The organism is Vibrio sp. sp1, from assembly GCF_016920955.1.
Taxonomy (GTDB): domain Bacteria; phylum Pseudomonadota; class Gammaproteobacteria; order Enterobacterales; family Vibrionaceae; genus Vibrio; species Vibrio alginolyticus.
In genome coordinates, this window is record NZ_CP060590.1 from 890,031 (window position 1) to 908,966 (window position 18,936).

Sequence of the window (18,936 nt, forward strand, 5' to 3'; positions counted from 1 at the left end):
AATTCCTTTCCAACTTAGCTGATTATCATCTTTGAGTATCAAATATACACTGTTTGCCATCAATCTGTCACAAAGTAGGAGGAACGTTTGCGTAAAACACCATTGTTATTAGCTATGATGATCATTGCCACAGGCCAAGTTGGCGTTAGTATTTATCTTCCTTCTTTGCCATTGATTGGTCATGACTTGAATTTGCCGCAACATTCGATTCAGAATCTCGTCACGCTATTTCTCGTTGGCTTCGGTATCTCTCAGCTTTTTTACGGCCCATTGTCTGATGCGATTGGTCGTCGGCCGGTGTTTATTCTGGGGCAAAGTGTATATCTAGTTGGTACGGTTATTTGCATCGCGTTTTCGGACAATATTGTTGCCCTTGAAGCGGGACGGTTACTGCAAGGCCTAGGAGCGGGCAGCGCTTCGGTACTTGGTCGGTCAGTACTGCGTGATAGTTATGACGGTATGCAATTAACCAAAGCGCTATCTTATATTTCAGTCACTGCTTCAGTGATGCCAATTATTGCTCCGCTGTTTGGTGGCTGGATTGCTTTTCACCTGAGTTGGCATGCTGTCTTCGTGTTTGTGCTGATTTACTTAATGGCAATTTTTACACTTGGTTTATTGGTGCTGCCAGAAACGCTGCCTTATCCGAAGAGAAAATTTAAAGTAGGCGAAGTAAGCGCGAACTATTTGCGTCTGTTAACGAATACACAAGTGATTGGTAGTGCGAGCTACAACTGGCTTAGTTATTTATCGGCTCTGGTTACGCTCTCCCTGTATCCATTTTTAATGCAACAAGAGTTAGGATTAACGGCGGCAGATTACGGCTCTTTGATGATCATACCATCAGTTGGTTTGCTGACGGGTAGCTTAGTGCTGAACTTGATCAATGCTCGTTACAAAGCTCAGCAAATCTTGCTGATGAGTTTCGCGATTGTTGCTGTTGCAGGCTTCATGTTGTTGGTTACCCCCTTCAGTGTATTTTCATTGCTGACGGCATTCACGTGTTTAAGTTTTGCTCAAGGAATGTCATTCCCGGTCTCGATCAGTTTGCTACTTTCACCACATAAGCAACAGGCAGGCGCGGTTTCTGCGCTATCTGGTTCTATTCAAATGTGTTTAGCAGGTTTGTTTGGTGGGTACTTAGTAGACTCATGGGTTACGAATCAGCAGCAGCTTGGGGTGTTTTATTTGTTTATTGCGTTACTTTCTTGCTTTGTTCTTGTACTAAGCCAATTTCGTAAAGTGCCAGAAGGGACGGTTCAAGCAGAAACTTCCATCTGAATATACTTGCAACCAGAAGGTCGGCTTTCTAAAATGCGCAGCTAAATTAAATCTGGCCTGTTGTGTATACTGAATGACTTGGTTTGAAAGGAAGAGGGCGAACCTTGATACTTCTCTCAAGCTTGGAATATATTTCTGCCCAATGGCTATCCGATCTCTAATCGTTAGGTGAAAGAATGCAACAAAACGAATTTGAAACACTGGTAAAAGAAATTACTCAGCAAGAAAGCATGCCAAAGGCACTTGAAATCTTGAAGGCGTGTGAGGAAGAAGAAGTTGCACAAGCGGCGCAATCCCTAACGGGTCAGTTTGGCCTTGCAGAAGTTGATGGTGAGAAACGTATTTACCATATTACCACTCAAGAAGATGAATCCGGAGAAGAGCAAGAATACGTAGAGCACGTCATGAATGAAGGCGATCACTTGATCAAGTTTGCTGCGTGGTTCTTTGAAACATTCTTTGAAATCAAACAGAAAGATACGTACGTCGCAGCGGGTAAAACATACCAACAACCTAAGCGATAGACGCTCATTTCAAGAAATCCACGAAAATCAAACTGAAAGTTAATTACAAAATAAATGTGACTGGAGTCTTGTTTTTATCTAATTGTGGTGTAAAATTACTACATAGTTAAGTCAATACATTCAGGAGAAGGTCATGGGTAACGAACTTGGTGGTGCTTATATTGGCCAGATGATTGCAAAAGACGCGATGCACAAAGCGCTTTACGGTAAAGCGAAGAAGAAAAAAGCTTCTGTTTTTGCTCGTGTTATTAAAAAACTGGCGAAATAATTTAAAAAGCCCTGATTGAAAAATCAGGGCTTTTTGCTTTTCTCTGTTTTGTTGTTAGTAAGTAGCCAACATATTGCACAACATTGGCAAAACGCTACTCAAAGATTGATGACATTTAAATCTAGAATTACGCGGATTGGCTTGGTATCTCCACAACATTGTTAGGCACTTTATCTAGCCCCTTTGCTGATAACCACTTTTCTAAATCGTCAGCGCCTCCAATATATTTTCCATCTAACCAAATTTGCGGCACTGTTACCGGTGTTTTTTCGCCAATGATGGCTTTTACTTCAGGAATCATGCGGTATAAGGCGGCGCTGTCTTTAACTACATCATGGTACTCATACTGAACGCCAGCCTCGTCAAGTAATTGTTTGGCTTTGACACAGTAAGGGCAAGTTGCTTTACCATAAACAATGTTGCCTTTTAGCTCATCGCGTTTTACCCACTCAGCAATAACAGACTGTACAAGCACACCCCGATTCAATGCTTCTCCTTGGCTGATAACTTTCCCTTCGACAAGAAGAATGGGTGCATGCCAAGCACCAGCTTTTAATGGTTCCCACCAGTGCGATAACCAATCTTTTACTTCAAGTTCAACGGGCACATCGGCTAGTTCGTTTTCAAAAGTATCCTTTAAAATATCTTTGGTTAATGTACATTCACCACAAGGAATATTGACTTTGAATGGGCCCCAACTACCAGCCCAGCGATACAGTGTAATTTTGATTGGTTGACTCATATGGGTTCCTCATTTCCTTTCCTGAAAATATAGAACTTTTAAATTAGATTTTTCTTTCAACTAACTTTGTCTTTTTCGCTTCCCAATGCGTAATAAACGCAATAGATGCAATAATAATCGCAGCACCTAACCATAAACGACCAGGTGGCACCCAACCAAACACCAACCAACCAGCAACAACATTCAAAGGCAGTTTGGCGTGATCAAATGGTTGCACAAATGAGGCGTCTGCTACTGCATATGCTTTAACGATAGCCCATTGAGCGAGTGCTGTAAGTGCACCTGCGGCTAAAAGCACACCCCATATCGTCCACGTATCTGGCATAGTAAACGTCGGTATCGCTAACAAGATATTAAATGGTGTTATCAGCAGCAATAAATAGACAACCATGGTTGATGGCGGATCGTTTACCGACATTTTTTTAACCATTAATGAATACGCTGCCCAGAAAAATGCGGCGCCAACAGGGAGCAGGGTCGCCCATGTAAATGAGTCTGCCCAAGGCTCAAGAATGATCATGGCACCAACAAACCCCGTCAATGTCGCTAACCAGCGTGCAGTACCTACTTTCTCTTTGAGTAACAAGCCAGAACCAACTGTGGCAAATAACGGGGAGGTCATGAGAAGTGCAATACCTTGCCAAATTGGAACTGGGTAAGCGAGAGCCCATAACCAAAGTTGAATCCCGATAACAGAGAGAAAAATGCGGAATGCATGCCAGCCAAAGTGTTGGGTTCTTAAAGAACGTCTAATCCCAAGTGTACGTAGGTAGGGCAGAATAACAAATAAGGCGATTGCATATTGGAATAACGCAAATGTGGTGGAAGAGACACCAAAGTTGATGCTAGCAATTTGGGCGAAGCTGTTCACTATGGCGAATGCCAAGCCAGCTGTTAGCATCCAGGACGCACCTTGAACAGGATGATGATTCAATTGAAAAATTCCAGTTTGATAGAGGTGGCGGGATCATACGTCCTATTGTTTTTCGCGCCAATAAAAAAATGCCTCCCAGAGGGAGGCGACATTACCAATTCAAAGGACGTGCCTGTTATAACAGGTACAAAGAACGAGAAGCACAAACGCTGCCATGCATTTGCATAAATAATATTGCAGAACACGTGCCAACTTTTATCTGTTTGATTTTAAATGTTTTTTTGGTTTTTCTATGTTGTCGATTAGATCAAACGCACTAACTTAGTGAGCAATCGCATTAAAAGAGGGCAGAAGTAGGCGTCGTTACGGTCGTTTTTCATTGCTGAGCGATGCTTCGATAGTGTGAAAACTTATCGAGTTGTGTTGGGTTACATAAAAAATGGCCAGCAAAGGTGCTGGCCAAGTGGACTCGCTCTTAGGACAAGAGTGAATTAGAAATCGTAACGTACGCCTAGGCGCAGTGTATCTTCGCCTTCTGTTACTAGACCTGTTGTTGCATCTTTTGCTTCATCAAGTTGGTTGATGTAGTAAGACAGGTAAGTACGGAAGTTGCTGTTTAGTTTGTAGTAACCAACAAGCTCGATACCTTCAACGGTGTCGTACTTTGAACCGTTGTCTGGATCATTCTCTTGAGCTGTGTATAGAGCTGCAAGCGTCACTTTGCTTGCTACTTTGTAGCTTGCGACTAGCTCGTAAGCCGTAAAGTCTTCAGAGTCAGTCAGGGAACCTTGAGAATAAGTACCTGCTAGGTAAAGGTTGTCCATCGAGTAAGCGATACCACCTAGAATTTGATCTTCAGAGTTATCTTTATCTACATCGCCACCAGAGTATGCAAGACCAAAGTCGAGGCCCATTGGTAGTGAGTACATTCCAGAGATGCCGTATTTATCTTCGTTATCGCTAGAGTTTGCTTGGTAGGTTGCTTGAAGTTGTAGTGCATCAAACGCACCACGGTATGCGAAAACGCTGTCTTGCTTATCAGACGACGAATCAATAACTTGCTGAACACCAGAGAATTCAGTGATATCCGTCATGTCAGAGATGATGACTGCAGCCATGTCTTGACGACCTACAGAGAAAGCACCGATATCAGAGTCGACGCCTGCATACATGTAGCGGTTTTTGAATTCACTCTTGCCCGTTTTTTGTTCGGCTTCGTAAACACCGAAAGCAGAAAGGCCGTTGCCGATGTCTGTTTTACCTTTTAGGTTAAGACGAGCACGGCTTTTATCTTCCATAGAACCTTCAACTTCAGCACCGTCTGAACCGATGAAGTCACCACGAAACTCAACGCGGCCGCCAACTTTTAATTCAGTACCGTCGTTTTTGTATACAGTTGCTGCGAATGATGGTGCTGATACCAATGCTGTAAGAATTGCAGTAGTTAGTGCTGCCTTTTTCATTTTCTTATTACCCTAGTTGTAATCGATGGGCTTTCTTGCCCGATGTGTTGATGACGCTAAGGTAAAGGCTGAAAATGAAAGATAGATTTCTGTTAAGTTATGATTTGATTGCACTTTTATTGCTGGCGAGAATAAGTGCCCCTTCTCATACCACTTATAAAAAGAAAGGTTTATCTTTTTTGAGGTTTTTTCCTCTCCGTTGAAGACTGTGTTTTTTTCAAAAAGTTCCTGAATTGTTTCTTGACCCTAAATGTAAGTAAACATTTCAATTTGGCAGGGAAGTTTGGCCTAAAAATAGCGAATCATCAGCTATTTGTGAGCTAACTCTCTCTAAAGCATTTCTTATTGTAAGGTTTTTATTTCTCGATTTCTTGAAGGCTAAGTAAACGATTGCTTTTTAGGTTTTGTCTGAGATCTTTTCACTCGGTTGTCAGGAACTAATCAAATAAAGTGTTGGCAGTTGTTACACAAAGGTAAAACTAATCTGGTGGAAACGATGCCTCGGATAGCCTTTGTATTCCTCTCTTTGTTCATCATTTTGTTTTTACGAAAGTGAACCAAAGCCGGGTCTAAAACTGACTAACCAACTAATAAGTAATGGATTTAGAAATGAATAAAAAATTATTAGCAGCGGCAATCGCGGCAGCAACTTTCGGTACTCAAGCAGTTGCAGTGGAACTATATAATAACGATGGCACAACATTTTCGATGGGCGGCCACGTTTCTGTTAATTTAAATGGATCAGAGCAAGGTGACACGGATGTGGGTACTAACTCTCCTCGTATCAATATCTCTGCGACACAGGATTTGGGTAATGGCTTCACCGCAGACGCACGTGGTGAATGGGCGCTAAACTACTTAGACGGTGGTGAAGAGTCGTTTAAAACTCGTCTAGGTTACTTAGGTATAACGCATGAGGTTTATGGTCGTGCAGTAGGTGGTACGCAATGGTCACCTTACTACGATGTCGCAGGTATTGCAGATATGCCAATCGCGTTTGCCAACGACTTCATCTATGACGATCATGGAAGCCTTGGTACTGGCCGTGCGGATAAAATGCTTTCTTACCGTAATGCCATCGAGCTGGGTGAAGCTGGTGTGATCAACTTTGGTCTTGGTTGGCAGGGTGCAAACGATGATTACACGCGCAACGATGCTGGAGTTATAACTGGCGGTGCTAAATACGATGACCGTGTGCAAGCTGCGCTTTCTTACTCAATCATGGGCGCTAAAATCGGTTACTCTTACAATGGCGGCGATTTCCAGCACCCTGCATATGCAGGTAAGCACACGGCGGAATCACACGTTGTATCAGCATCTTACGGTGCGTACGGCCAAGGCCTATTCCTTGCTGCGGTTTATGGTTCAAACGAAAACATGAACTTCAGTGCAAAAGGCGACCGTTTAGAAGAAAGTGATGCGTACGAAGCGATCATCGCATACGCTCTAGCAAACAGCCTAAACTTGAGTGTTAACTATGAGATGGTGGAAGGTAAAGAGTTTAAGAGCTCTAAAACAGAAACTGCTCGTGAAGAAATGGCACTACAAGCAGAATACAACTTCACGCCTAAATTTGTTGGTTACGCGGGTTACCAGTTTGACCTAAATGACGACAATGGTCGTGAAACTGATGACAAATGGGCGTTAGGTGCTCGTTACTACCTATAATAGGATTTAGCGAGAACTATTATTCAGCTCATTGATCTAAAGCCAGCCTCGTGCTGGCTTTTTTGTCTATTTGTTTTACAAATACTTTGCTGTTTCAATTAGATGATACAAAACTCAAAACGGGGTGAATGTCTTATTTTTTACACTAGAGGTTGCTATTTAGTGTCGTTAAGTCAATAGGTTAGATTATGATGGGATTTTTGTTTTGCAGGGAAGAATGATGAGTGTTATTCAAGTTGAAGAAAAGAAAGTAGAAGTGGGTAAAGTGCTTTGTGTTGGACGAAATTACGTTGAACATATTCATGAGCTTAATAATGCAATGCCTGAGCAAATGGTGGTATTTAATAAACCCGCAACTTCCGTATCAACAACTCTGCGTTCATTCCATCAAGAGCCCCTTCATTATGAGGCTGAAATCTGCTTTTTGATCAAGGATGGACGTTATTCAGCGGTTGGTTTGGGATTGGATCTGACCAAGCGTGGTTTGCAATCCTCGCTTAAAAATCAGGGGTTGCCGTGGGAGCGAGCTAAGGCATTTGATGGCTCTGCTGTGTTTAGTCGGTTTGTCTCTTTGGATAACATTGATATCAATGATCTTAACCTTGAGCTCTTAATCAACTGTGTTCGTGTACAAAAAGGTCACGTTAACCAAATGCTCTATCCGCCGCTAACTATCCTGGATGAATTAACCAGTTACACAACACTTCAAGATGGCGATGTAGTGATGACCGGTACACCAAAGGGCGTTGGTGAGGTACATGAAGGTGACATCTTCCTTGGTCGATTAAAGTGTGGCGATGTCACCTTGTTGGAGATTGAGTGGTTGGCGGATTAAAGCCAAATTCGTAGAACGAGAAATACCACCATACTGATAACCGTCGTTAAAAGAACATTTTTAGTAAAATACGCGATTAAAGCAGCCAGTATGGCAGCCAGTAAAAATGGGTTTTGCACATTGACGCTGAGCTCCCCATCTGGAATGAAAACGATAGGTGCCCAGATCGCAGTCAGTACTGCTGGGCTAGCGTAATTGAGTACTTTTTGAGTGCGCGTCCCTAATCGCAATGGTAGCTTGGGTTCTAAAAACAAGTAGCGGCTGGTGAAAACAAGTACCGTCATCAGTAAAATAGCCAACATGATCATTAGCGTTTCTCCTTTACTTGTTCCACAAAGTAACCAGTAAGCATGGCTAAAATGCTTGAAATCATCAAACTTCCCTCAATTTGATAATAGGTTAGGGCAACTGAGCTCACCAAAGCCACAATAACACTCGCGAGCACCGCTGCATTTTTAATGGTGGGTACTACTATCGCGATAAAAGTTGCGGCCACAGCAAATTCCAAACCCATTTCGTTCAGTTCAGGGATTAGACTTCCCGCAATAATGCCCGTCAATGTCGCGACATTCCAAAACAGGTAAAAACTCAGACCAGCCCCAAGTGCATACCAGCGATTAAATTGTTTATCGGAATGGTGGCCTACAATCGCAAACAGCTCGTCAGTAAGTAAGAAGCCGAGTGATAATCGCCATTTTAGAGGGAGCGGTGCAATTTTACTGCGCATCGATACACTGTAGAGGAAGTGTCGAGAGGTGATAAAAAACGTTGTCAGTAACATGGTCACTAGACCTGCTCCCGTTTTAATCATACCCATCGCGACGAGCTGTGCAGAACCTGCGAACAGAATGGCGGATAGTGCTTGTCCTTCCAAAGGGTGAAGCCCAGTATCAATTGCGAATGAGCCTGCGAGTAAGCCCCAAGGGAGCACTGCGATACTCAGAGGCATCATCGCAAGTGTACCTTGCCAAAATAGCGTGGCTTTTGATTCTTTTTGTAACGGCAAAGTGTGGTCCATAGTTTCTTCTTATTTATTCCTAAATCAGATTACCAAGATAGCTCGGTAGTCGCATAACGCCTTGTACAATATTGCTGCTTTAGCTGTGACGGACGTATTGGCCGGGAGTGACGCCCATGGCTTTTTTAAAGTGTCGATGCAGATGGCTTTGATCATGGAAGCCGCATTCTTGTGCCACGTCTGAAATTTTTTGTCCCATTTTTAGTAGCTTCTTCGCCATACGTAAACGTTGCTGAATTTGATAGGCATGAGGCGGAAAGCCAAATTGCTTTTGAAACTCTCTCAGCAGATGAAAAGGGCTTAATCCAGACAGTTTGGCGAGTTCTTCTAGTGAGACGTCCGTTTGTGGAAAGTCTTCCAAAAATTCTCTGACGAGCTGCACTTGTCGCTGAGCTCTGGTTGACTCTTTCAGTGGTGCCCGATGAGTGCTGTGTTTACTGGCTAGCTTGATCAACGTGCCGTAAACCAAAGTTTCTCTCAATAAACGGTTGTCTGATTTTTCTAGTGTTTCAAATACCAATCGTAACTGACTAGCCAGCTCAGGATCGTAAACCACAGGTTGAGGGAAATAGGGCAGAGCTACATTTGGTGAACCAAGCTCTTGTCCTAAAGTTTGAAACTGCTGAGGTACAGGGTACATTGCTTTGTATTCCCAACCGCCTTCCGAGGCTGAATGCCCGTTGTGTACTTCATCTGCATTAACAAGGATGATGCTGTCCTGTGGCGCGATATGATTCCCGCCCGTCCTAAAAAATTGTTGTGCCCCTTTTTCGATGACACCAATAGTGTAACCTTCGTGGCTATGGCGTGAAAAATTCTGCTTCTCATACTTTGCATCGAGAAGCTCTAAACCTCCGAGCTCTTGAGCTATCTTGAAGGTAGCGATTTCCTTATTCTTTTCTTTCATCTTTATCCGGTCTGCTCAAGAAAATCATTTTAGAAGTGTAACGGATCCATCGTGCTTATTTTTGTACAAAATTGCTATTCGATTTTGATAAACAGGCGAATTGATTGCAATTTTTCATATGGGCAAACTATGATTTTTATTTTTTGAATTATCTTGGCTATTTTGGGCTGGATGATGTCATTTTGTTGGTATAACATTCGCCGCCTTGTTGTAGAAAAGCGGTTCCATCATGATTGATTTATCTGTACTTCCTGTTTATCTCACCGCAGTTGTCGCCTTATTGCTCTTACCAGGGCCTGATATGTTGCTGATAGCGAGCTCAAGTATGAGTTACGGTAAGAAGGTCGGTCTTTTTGCTAGCTTAGGCAATGCGACGTCTGGTGTTATTCTTACTTTGCTTGCTGCGATGGGCGTATCTACCCTGATTGCCATGAGCCCAATAGCCCTTAAAGTCCTTCATCTATTAGGTGGCGCTTACTTGTTAAAAATGGGTTGGGACTGCTTACGAGCTGAGGCATCTTCGGCTCCAGAGCTTGATGGTCAAAACAAAATGGCATCAACTTATTATCAGCGTGCTTTGATGAGTAATTTGCTTAACCCTAAAGCCTTGGTCTTTTTTGTGATGTTTTTGCCGCAGTTTGTCTCAAGCAATATCACTGCATCTTCCGGTGAGCAGATGCTAGCGCTAGGGTTATTGTTGAACGTTCTTGGCTTGTCATTCAATTTATTACTTGTTGGGTTAGCAGGCACATTGGGCAAAGGGCTGCTCGAGAACGAAAAATTCCGCACGTATCAACATAAACTAATGGGGTTAGTGTTTGTTATTCTGGCGTTGTGGATGCTGAGTAGTGTCGCCTTGTAAAGTTATCATATTCCATTAGAAAGCCAGCAATTGCTGGCTTTTTGTTTTAGGATATTGGTGTTTCCTAAGGAGAGGATATATGAAGCTTGAATTTTGTTTAAATCCAGATCAAACAGACCTTGATTTTGTTCGTGAAGGTATTCGATCTCATAACCGACTGCATTTACCTGAAGGGGAAGTGCATGCTGTAGGCTGTTTCGCAAAAGATGAGAATGGCAAGATCATGGGTGGCTTGACTGGCGAAATGTTTAAAAATACGGTGTTTGTTGAGTTTTTGTGGGTAGACGCTGAAAGTCGAACCTCTGGTCTCGGTAGTCAATTAATGTCGATGCTAGAACAAAAAGTAAAGCCTCATGGGGTTACCCATGTTTATTTGGATACCTACAGCTTTCAAGCTCTTGAGTTCTATCTCAAATTGGGTTTTGAGAAAGTGGGGCAGTACTCAGGCTATCCTGCAGAGGGCATCCACAAGTACTTTCTACAAAAGGAAATTGTAGGCTAGGGAAAGCACGGGTTAGCTTGACTTGTTCTAGTGAAAATCAAAAAAGAGGCGCGAATTTGCGCCTCTTGTTGTATCAAATATCTATGTTTCTCTTTGACTTACAAACTTTGCTGGTGCGCGTCGATAAGTTCGTTCATCTTCGCTTCTGCTGCTTGCTGTGCTTGTTCATAGCTCATATCCGCAGGGAAGAGGTTGATGACTTCGTAGTAACATTTTAGTTTTGGCTCAGTACCAGAAGGACGAACAATCACGCGAGATTGATCTTCTAGGTGATAAATCAATACGTCACTTGCTGGTAAGTCAATGGATTCTTCAGAGCCGTCGTCAAACATGCGAACCGATGTTTTTAGATCTTCGGTTACTGCAACTTTTTTACCAGCAATCTCTGTTGGTGGATTGGCTCGGAGTTTGTCGCCGATTGGTGGAGAGTTCGGGTCGAGAGCGATGCTGCGTTGCGCGTTGAAGTAGAAACCGTGCTCGCGGTACAGCTCTTCCAGTTTATCCCACAGTGTTTTGCCTTGCGCTTTAAGCTTGCCTGTTAGCTGTGAAAACGCGACGATTGCAGATAAACCATCTTTATCCCACACCTTGTTACCCACGGTATAACCGAGCGCTTCCTCATAAGCAAACAAGAATGGGTTGACTTCTGTCTCTTGTTCCATGGCAACATTAGTAAGCCATTTAAAGCCAGTTAATGTTTGATAGTATTGTGCGCCATGCGCCTTAGCGATGCTGCTCAGCATTCTTGAGGATACGATGGTGTTGCCAACCAAAGCGTTAGGTTGCTGTTCCAGCAAGTAATCGCCAAATAGTGAGCCCACTTGGTCGCCGGTTAACATCTGATACTCGCCATCTGGGCGTTTAACTGCCACGGCAAAACGGTCTGCATCTGGATCGTTAGCGCAAGCGATATCTGCATCTACGGACTTACCTAATGCCATCACCATATCCATTGCACCGGCTTCTTCAGGGTTTGGGAAGTTGACGGTTGGGAAGCTTCCGTCAGGTTCGCGCTGTTCCTTAACACTTGCCACTTTTTGGAAGCCTGCGTCGACAAGTAGCGTTTCCGCCATATTCGCGCCAACGCCATGCATTGCGGTGTAAGCAATAGATATATCGGTATTGTTGTCAGGAGTAAGCAGCGCGTTTTCATTCATTGTCTTACGGTAAGTTTGGTAGTAGTCGTCTTCCAACCAAACTAACAAACCGTGCTGTTTTGCATCATCGAGAGACATTAAAGGTAATGGCTTCGTTGTTGCGTCATCAATTTTCGCTGCGATTCCAGAGTCGTGTGGAGGAATAATCTGTGCGCCATTTTCCCAATATACTTTGAAGCCATTGTATTCTGGTGGATTGTGGCTGGCAGTAACAACAACAGCGGCCGCAGCATTCAATGTACGGACACCAAACGCAACAATTGGGGTTGCTGCAACGTCATACGTTAGGTAAACCTTGATACCAAGGGCCGTCAGTACGGATGCGGTATCATGCGCGAATTGTTTTGAATCGGGACGACCGTCGTAGCCAATAACGACACCACGACTCGCGGCATCTTTGACTTGCTCAAGCAAATAGTTTCCTAAACCAGTGGCGGTCTCTTGAATCACCAAGCGGTTCATTCGGTTTGGACCTGCGCCCACTTTGCCACGTAAGCCTGCAGTACCAAAGGCAAGGCGTGAGCCAAAGCGATCAGTAAGTTCTTGTTCATTGTTCGTATCGACGAGGTGTTGTAGCTCTTCACGAGTCTTAGGATCAGGGTCTCGTTCTAGCCATTGCGTAATTAGTGCTGTCATATCAGTCATTCCTTAGTAGGGGGAGCCTACTTTCTTGGACACTTCGTTTGGTAAGTATCTCAATGTTTTCTTTTAAATCAATGTAAATGGTTCTCAATTACATTTCAAAGAGGGCAATCGATAAACCGAATTAATTTTTCTTATCCGAACAAAATTTAATCATATTTAATTTCTTGAAGAACCTTGGAACTATAACTAGCCTTTTAACATAAATATAACAAACCGTGTCGAAATCGTAGTTTTTGTGATTTTTCGTAAAGTTGTTCGATATTTGCATCGGGACGCAAGGAAGCTCGCGTAGGCGTAGCGGCTGAGCAGAGGAGAGATCTTTTGAAAAGATTAACGACTACTCTAGCCTTATCACTGAATGTGATTTTAATCACATTTTCCTCTTTTGGTTGGTCAAAGGAAAATGACTACAACATGACAAAAGGGGTCACAGAGATAAGTGGGCAAGTGTATGAATTACATATGCTGATTTTCTATATCTGCTGTGTAATTGCTTTGATTGTTTTTGGTGTGATGTTCTATTCCATCTTCCGTCATCGCAAGTCAAAAGGAGCAGTTGCAGCACATTTCCATGAAAGCACAAAAGTGGAAATTATTTGGACGGTCATACCCATCATCATTCTTGTCGCTATGGCGATTCCCGCAACAAAAACTCTAGTAGCAATGGAAGACACAAGCCAATCGGATATCACGGTCAAGATCACAGGCTCACAATGGAAATGGCATTACAGCTATTTTGGTGAAGATGTTGAGTTTTTTAGTTTGCTTGCCACCAGCCAAAAACAAATTGATGGAATCGAAGCTAAAGGCGCGCATTACTTACTGGAAGTAGACAACCCTTTGGTGTTGCCTGTGAATCGCAAAGTGCGTTTTTTGATGACTTCTGATGATGTTATTCACTCTTGGTGGGTACCGGACTTTGCCGTCAAGAAAGACACCATTCCAGGTTTTATTAATGAAGCATGGACAAGAATTGATGAGCCAGGCGTATATCGCGGCCAATGTGCGGAGCTATGTGGTCGTGCACACGGATTTATGCCAGTGGTGGTGCATGCGATGGAAGAAGAAAAGTTCGATGAATGGCTAGCGAGTAAGAAGGAAGAACTCGCACTTCAAAAAGCGGCGGCACAAGAAGCGCTCTCTCAAGACTTATCTATGGACGAATTGATGTCGCAAGGCGAATCGATATACACGGCGCGTTGCGCTGTGTGTCATCAGGCAAATGGTGAGGGGATTCCGGGTGCATTTCCCGCGATTAAAGGCAGTCCTATTGCAACCGGAGATGTTACAGAGCACATAGATATTATTGTCAACGGTCGCCCGGGCACCGCAATGCAGGCTTTTTCTAATCAGTTAAGTGACAAAGAAATTGGCGCGGTTATCACATATCAACGAAATGCATGGGGCAACGATACTGGCGATACAGTGCAAGCATCCGATGTGAATGCCTTTAAGGCACAAGACAGTGCTAAGGAGGAAATATGAGTAAGCCAATAGATAAGGCAGTGAAGTCTGCGCCAGCAGAAGCCAGTGCGAACAGTACCATTGCGATTGATGATGGTCACGAGCATCATGCACCCCAGGGCATCACTCGTTGGTTGTATTCTACAAGCCATAAAGACATAGGCACCCTCTACCTTTGGTTTAGCTTTGCGATGTTTCTAACAGGTGGTGCGATGGCTATGATCATTCGTGCCGAACTGTTCCAGCCAGGGCTACAGCTAGTCGATCCGCAGTTTTTTAATCAAATGACCACGGTACACGGTTTAGTAATGGTATTTGGTGCGGTGATGCCAGCATTTACGGGTCTTGCTAACTGGATGATCCCGATGATGATCGGCGCTCCAGATATGGCGCTGCCGCGTATGAACAACTTGAGCTTTTGGATCTTACCTTTTGCATTTCTTATTTTGTTGAGCTCGTTGTTTTTACCTGGTGGCGGTCCTGATTTTGGTTGGACGTTTTATGCTCCGCTGTCCACGACTTATGGCCCGGATAGCACTGCGCTGTTTGTATTCTCTGTTCATATCATGGGTATCAGCTCCATTATGGGCGCGATCAACGTTATCGTGACGATCGTAAATATGCGAGCTCCGGGAATGACTTGGTTCAAGTTACCAATGTTTGTTTGGACTTGGCTAATCACCGCTTTCTTGTTGATCGCGGTTATGCCGGTACTAGCAGGTGCGGTGACCATGGTTCTTACTGACAAATATTTCGGGACTAGCTTCTTTGACGCAGCTGGTGGTGGTGACCCGGTAATGTTCCAACACATCTTTTGGTTCTTTGGTCACCCAGAAGTGTACATCATGATTTTACCGTCGTTTGGAATCATCTCCGCCATTCTGCCTGCTTTCAGTGGTAAGAAGCTGTTTGGTTATCATTCGATGGTTTACGCGACGTGCAGCATTGCATTGTTATCTTTCCTTGTGTGGGCGCACCACATGTTTACCACGGGGATGCCAGTTTTTGCTGAGCTCTTCTTCATGTATTGCACTATGCTGATTGCGGTACCAACGGGGGTGAAAGTCTTTAACTGGGTTGCCACCATGTGGCGTGGAGCTCTGACATTTGAAACGCCAATGTTGTTTGCCATTGCCTTTATTGTGCTTTTTACCATTGGTGGCTTCTCGGGACTGATGTTGGCGATTGTGCCGGCGGACTTCCAATATCATGACACTTACTTCGTAGTTGCCCATTTCCATTATGTGTTGGTATCTGGTGCGGTATTCTCGATCATGGCAGCGGCATACTACTGGCTACCTAAGTGGACGGGTAATATGTACGACCACAAGCTGAGTTTATGGCATTTCTGGTGCTCAATTATTTCCGTCAATGTCCTGTTTTTCCCAATGCACTTCCTAGGCTTAGCGGGCATGCCAAGACGCATACCGGATTACGCCATTCAGTTTGCTGATGTTAATCAAATAGTATCAATTGGTGGGTTTGCATTTGGGTTGTCACAACTGATCTTCTTATGGTTGGTGATCAAGTGTATTCGTGGCGGGGAAAAGGCTTCTGCAAAACCGTGGGAACGTGCGGAGGGCTTAGAGTGGACAGTGCCAAGCCCTGCGCCACATCATACGTTTACTACTCCGCCTGAGATTGACTAGCAAAGAGTGGGGGGAGTGACATGAAACCGAATCCATCAAACAAGAAGCTCACAGTGAAGTTACTTTTGGCGACCCTGTTAATGTTTGGCTTCGGCTATGCACTGGTCCCACTTTATGACGTGATGTGCGACGCATTGGGAATCAATGGAAAGACAAGTGAAGTGGCCGCTATTCAACCGACAGGTATGCAGCCGGACATGAGCCGAACTATTCGCGTGGAGTTTATGGCGCATGTAAGCCCAGATATGCCTTGGGAGTTTAGACCCAAAGTGATTTCGATGGATGTTCACCCAGGTGAAGTTGTGCAAACTGAATACCTTGCATTTAATGAAAGCGGGCAGAAGTTGGTGGGGCAAGCCGTTCCTTCTGTTTCTCCCGGGACTGGAGCTGCTTACTTCAATAAGATTGAGTGTTTTTGTTTTAACCAGCAGCCTCTGGATGGTAAACAGCAAGCTCAAATGCCGTTGATTTTTTATATCGAACCGGACTTGCCGGAGTCTATACACACGTTAACGCTGTCTTACACACTCTATAAACTTCCCCCTCCTACAGGCTCTTAGCCACTCAGGGAGAGAGATACAGACCAAGGTTGGTCAGTAAGGAGAGAAATTATGAGTAACAAGCCAGGAACATATTATGTTCCCGCTCAAAGTAGCTGGCCGATCATCGGTGCATTTGCTCTGTTTTTGGTTGCTGTTGGCGCAGGCATGACCGTCCAGGGGACACAAAGTGACGGTGCAGTGGGAACCATTGGTGGCATTGTGCTAGCGGTGGGCTTCTTGTTCTTGCTTTACATGTTGGCTGGTTGGTTTAGTAATGTGATTACTGAATCACTGAGTGGAAAATACAGCTCGCAAATTACTCGTTCTTTTCGCCAAGGAATGAGCTGGTTTATCTTTTCTGAAGTGATGTTTTTTGGTGCCTTTTTTGGTGCCTTGTTTTACGCCAGAATGATTTCTGTGCCTTGGTTAGGTGGGGCAGATAATAACTTCATGACCAACGAAGTCCTGTGGCCAACCTTCGAAGCGATGTGGCCACTCACACTGACGCCGGGAGGAGAAACAACACAAGCTATGCCGTGGCAGGGCATACCCCTTACCAATACTATCTTTCTGCTATTGTCGTCTATTACGCTACATATGGCGCATATAAGCCTTGAGCAAGACAAAAGAACGGCACTGATTGTTTGGTTAGAGATAACCATCGTGCTTGCTGGCTTTTTCCTATATTACCAAGCGGTTGAGTATGTTCATGCTTATCAAGACATAGGGCTCACGTTGCAGTCCGGTATTTACGGTAACACGTTCTTCATGTTGACGGGGTTCCACGGTTTACACGTTTGTCTTGGGACTATCTTCTTGATCGTGCTGCTGTTCAGAATCGCTAAAGATCACTTTTCGCCAAAGAACCATTTTGCCTTTCAAGCGGGCAGCTGGTATTGGCATTTCGTGGATGTGGTTTGGTTATGTCTGTTTGTGTTTGTTTACGTACTTTAGGCTCAGTGTGAACTCTTGGTTCGACTAATAAGGGCGAGGGTTTGGTGCTAGCCAACCCGAGCTGAGCGCAATAAGCAAAAGGACGACCACCAAAGCGGAGAACATGACTCGACGGCCTAAGTAATGACTCATGGGTTTGTCTCTTTTTTCAGGATTATCTGGGTCTTCACGAACCATTTCGATAAGCGCTTTTGCGAGGTTGAAGATAATGAAAAGCAGCAAAAGGACAAGCGTCAGTTTGAATAGAAATACGGTGGACATGGCACCTCCGGTTTCATCATTGTTGTTATCAAGACAATTATGGCTATCGAAACGGTTTTGGGTTGCAGTTGGTTTAACTGTGGTTGTGTTTTCTCTTTTGGTCAAACTGGGTTTTTGGCAGTTTGAGAGAGGGCAAGAAAAACAAGCATTGGAACAAGCCATTCTCGCGCGTGCGGATAGTGCGTACCGAGCACTAAGCGTCGTTCTTGAAGACAACGACTGGCGAGAGGAAAGTATCCTCGGGAAAAAAGTGGAAGTTAATGTTGTTCCTCAGGCGTTTCCCGTAATTTTGTTAGACAACCAAACGCATCAAGGCAGTGTGGGATATTTAGCATTTCAGATTGTATTGACGATCGATGAGCCTAGTGCCTATGCGTTATTGGAGCTTGGTTTTGTCGAGGGAAGAGCAGAACGCTCAGTGTTACCAACGGTCACCAAACTCGATAATTCGACTTTCATCACAGGACGCCTGTACCGAAAATCTACTAATCCACTGAGTTCAGAGTTAATGCCGGAAGTTGGCGATGTTATTCGCGTGCAAAACCTAAACATCGCGCAATTGAATCAGCTACTGAATATTGAACTTATGCCCGCAGTCTTGCAGCCAGACAATTTAACTCGTTGGCCCTATGACTTTCCTTGGAATCCATTGCCACTCAATAGTGCCAAACATTTTGGCTATTCGATTCAATGGTTTTCGATGGCAGGTGTTTTCTTAATACTGACTTTAATTGTTTTTGTTCGTTGGCAAAAAAAGTTGCGTCACATGGAGGTGAAGCATGACATCTAAAGTAACCAAAGGACGACTAATGTTGATTGCGCTGGTTTGTACGTTCGCGCTTCCCGCTGTCATTGCAAAAGTCATTCTCACACAAGGGTGGTATCAAAGCGGAGTGACCAATAGAGGCGAGTTAGTCGAACCATATACGACGTTAGAGCAGCTTGGTCAAGAGTCACCTCTCAAAGACCATGGTTGGCAACTCGCTTATGTATTGCCTAACGAATGCACTGAACAGTGTAAACAGCAGCTTTACCTGCTTCAGCAAAGCCATGTTGCTTTAGGTAAGTATCAAGAGCGAGTAGTGCCAGTCGTTTGGCAGACTGAGCATTCAGAACCCATGGAAGTATCGATGTTAGCGATGCAAATGAATGAATTGGTTACCGCTAAAGTGAAACCTGGGCAAATATTGATCGTTGATCCTCTTGGGCAACTGGTGATGTCTTACTCGCCGAAACCAAATGAGGACTTAGTCCTATTGAATAAAGGTATGTTGGCGGACTTACGCAAGCTCTTAAAACTGTCACGAGTCGGTTAGAGGA

General features: G+C 44.1%; 21 protein-coding genes. 13 read left to right on the top strand and 8 right to left on the bottom strand.

Annotation, left to right across the window (positions count from 1 at the left end; translation table 11 throughout):
- Positions 1-87 precede the first annotated feature (87 nt).
- From H9L11_RS19465 to H9L11_RS23655, 3 genes are all read left to right on the top strand, one after another.
- Positions 88-1,281 (top strand): multidrug effflux MFS transporter, encoded by a 1,194-nt coding sequence (locus tag H9L11_RS19465; protein ID WP_017821607.1) that lies wholly within the window; start codon positions 88-90, stop codon positions 1,279-1,281.
- 176 nt (positions 1,282-1,457) lie between these two features.
- Positions 1,458-1,805: a hypothetical protein gene (locus tag H9L11_RS19470; protein WP_005375501.1), complete on the top strand. Its 348-nt coding sequence runs from the start codon at positions 1,458-1,460 to the stop codon at positions 1,803-1,805.
- A 133-nt stretch (positions 1,806-1,938) separates the two neighbouring features.
- Positions 1,939-2,073: a hypothetical protein gene (locus H9L11_RS23655; protein ID WP_017635854.1), complete on the top strand. Its 135-nt coding sequence runs from the start codon at positions 1,939-1,941 to the stop codon at positions 2,071-2,073.
- Positions 2,074-2,200: 127 nt separating this feature from the next.
- Here the strand turns inward: H9L11_RS23655 and H9L11_RS19475 are convergent, their stop codons facing one another.
- The 3 genes from H9L11_RS19475 to H9L11_RS19485 form a co-directional block, all read right to left on the bottom strand.
- Positions 2,201-2,815: a glutaredoxin gene (locus H9L11_RS19475; protein ID WP_005385185.1), complete on the bottom strand. Its 615-nt coding sequence runs from the start codon at positions 2,813-2,815 to the stop codon at positions 2,201-2,203.
- 43 nt (positions 2,816-2,858) lie between these two features.
- Positions 2,859-3,716: a DMT family transporter gene (locus H9L11_RS19480; RefSeq protein ID WP_005375542.1), complete on the bottom strand. Its 858-nt coding sequence runs from the start codon at positions 3,714-3,716 to the stop codon at positions 2,859-2,861.
- Positions 3,717-4,180: 464 nt separating this feature from the next.
- The gene (locus H9L11_RS19485) at positions 4,181-5,152 is read right to left on the bottom strand and encodes a porin (protein ID WP_005375535.1); all 972 of its coding nucleotides are present in this window, start codon (positions 5,150-5,152) and stop codon (positions 4,181-4,183) included.
- 609 nt (positions 5,153-5,761) lie between these two features.
- On the opposite strand from H9L11_RS19485, the gene H9L11_RS19490 reads away from it, so the two are divergent.
- Both H9L11_RS19490 and H9L11_RS19495 read left to right on the top strand, forming a co-directional pair.
- A complete protein-coding gene (locus H9L11_RS19490) occupies positions 5,762-6,820 on the top strand; it encodes a porin (RefSeq protein WP_033906817.1) in 1,059 nt (352 codons plus the stop codon).
- Between the two features lie 220 nt (positions 6,821-7,040).
- Positions 7,041-7,655, top strand: a complete 615-nt coding sequence (locus H9L11_RS19495) for a fumarylacetoacetate hydrolase family protein (RefSeq protein ID WP_017635857.1) — start codon at positions 7,041-7,043, stop codon at positions 7,653-7,655.
- On the opposite strand, the gene H9L11_RS19500 is transcribed toward H9L11_RS19495, so the two are convergent.
- The 3 genes from H9L11_RS19500 to H9L11_RS19510 form a co-directional block, all read right to left on the bottom strand.
- Entirely contained in the window at positions 7,652-7,963 is a 312-nt protein-coding gene (locus H9L11_RS19500) for an AzlD domain-containing protein (RefSeq protein WP_005375528.1), read from the bottom strand. The two genes, H9L11_RS19495 and H9L11_RS19500, sit on opposite strands and share 4 nt — an antisense overlap.
- The gene (locus tag H9L11_RS19505) at positions 7,963-8,673 is read right to left on the bottom strand and encodes an AzlC family ABC transporter permease (protein WP_005375526.1); all 711 of its coding nucleotides are present in this window, start codon (positions 8,671-8,673) and stop codon (positions 7,963-7,965) included. The genes H9L11_RS19500 and H9L11_RS19505 overlap by 1 nt, the downstream gene beginning before the upstream one ends.
- A 79-nt stretch (positions 8,674-8,752) precedes the next feature.
- Positions 8,753-9,580, bottom strand: coding sequence for an AraC family transcriptional regulator (locus H9L11_RS19510; protein WP_005385198.1), 828 nt, complete (start codon positions 9,578-9,580; stop codon positions 8,753-8,755).
- 229 nt (positions 9,581-9,809) lie between these two features.
- Here H9L11_RS19510 and H9L11_RS19515 point away from each other — a divergent pair, with 229 nt between their 5' ends.
- Together H9L11_RS19515 and H9L11_RS19520 are read left to right on the top strand one after the other, a co-directional pair.
- Entirely contained in the window at positions 9,810-10,442 is a 633-nt protein-coding gene (locus H9L11_RS19515) for a LysE family translocator (RefSeq protein WP_205391416.1), read from the top strand.
- Positions 10,443-10,521: 79 nt separating this feature from the next.
- Positions 10,522-10,944, top strand: a complete 423-nt coding sequence (locus H9L11_RS19520; RefSeq protein WP_064369154.1) for a GNAT family N-acetyltransferase — start codon at positions 10,522-10,524, stop codon at positions 10,942-10,944.
- 98 nt (positions 10,945-11,042) lie between these two features.
- Here the strand turns inward: H9L11_RS19520 and H9L11_RS19525 are convergent, their stop codons facing one another.
- Entirely contained in the window at positions 11,043-12,737 is a 1,695-nt protein-coding gene (locus tag H9L11_RS19525; protein WP_064369155.1) for a phospho-sugar mutase, read from the bottom strand.
- 330 nt (positions 12,738-13,067) lie between these two features.
- On the opposite strand from H9L11_RS19525, the gene coxB reads away from it, so the two are divergent.
- Genes coxB through H9L11_RS19545 form a run of 4 tightly spaced genes read left to right on the top strand, consistent with a single transcriptional unit; the run spans position 13,068 to position 17,355 of the window.
- Positions 13,068-14,231 carry a cytochrome c oxidase subunit II gene (gene coxB, locus H9L11_RS19530; protein WP_053350487.1) on the top strand — a complete coding sequence of 388 codons (1,164 nt, stop codon included), beginning with the start codon at positions 13,068-13,070 and terminating at the stop codon, positions 14,229-14,231.
- Positions 14,228-15,859 carry a cytochrome c oxidase subunit I gene (gene ctaD, locus H9L11_RS19535; protein ID WP_017821601.1) on the top strand — a complete coding sequence of 544 codons (1,632 nt, stop codon included), beginning with the start codon at positions 14,228-14,230 and terminating at the stop codon, positions 15,857-15,859. The genes coxB and ctaD overlap by 4 nt, the downstream gene beginning before the upstream one ends.
- 20 nt (positions 15,860-15,879) lie before the next feature.
- Positions 15,880-16,419, top strand: coding sequence for a cytochrome c oxidase assembly protein (locus H9L11_RS19540; RefSeq protein WP_017821600.1), 540 nt, complete (start codon positions 15,880-15,882; stop codon positions 16,417-16,419).
- Positions 16,420-16,470: 51 nt separating this feature from the next.
- Positions 16,471-17,355, top strand: a complete 885-nt coding sequence (locus H9L11_RS19545) for a cytochrome c oxidase subunit 3 (protein WP_176311624.1) — start codon at positions 16,471-16,473, stop codon at positions 17,353-17,355.
- 24 nt (positions 17,356-17,379) lie between these two features.
- Here H9L11_RS19545 and H9L11_RS19550 read toward each other — a convergent pair whose 3' ends face one another.
- Positions 17,380-17,616, bottom strand: coding sequence for a DUF2909 domain-containing protein (locus H9L11_RS19550; protein ID WP_005375504.1), 237 nt, complete (start codon positions 17,614-17,616; stop codon positions 17,380-17,382).
- Here H9L11_RS19550 and H9L11_RS19555 point away from each other — a divergent pair.
- Positions 17,615-18,406: an SURF1 family protein gene (locus tag H9L11_RS19555; protein WP_240199949.1), complete on the top strand. Its 792-nt coding sequence runs from the start codon at positions 17,615-17,617 to the stop codon at positions 18,404-18,406. The two genes, H9L11_RS19550 and H9L11_RS19555, sit on opposite strands and share 2 nt — an antisense overlap.
- Positions 18,396-18,932 carry a hypothetical protein gene (locus H9L11_RS19560; RefSeq protein WP_064376783.1) on the top strand — a complete coding sequence of 179 codons (537 nt, stop codon included), beginning with the start codon at positions 18,396-18,398 and terminating at the stop codon, positions 18,930-18,932. Before H9L11_RS19555 ends, H9L11_RS19560 begins: the two co-directional genes overlap by 11 nt.
- The last annotated feature ends 4 nt before the right edge of the window (positions 18,933-18,936 follow it).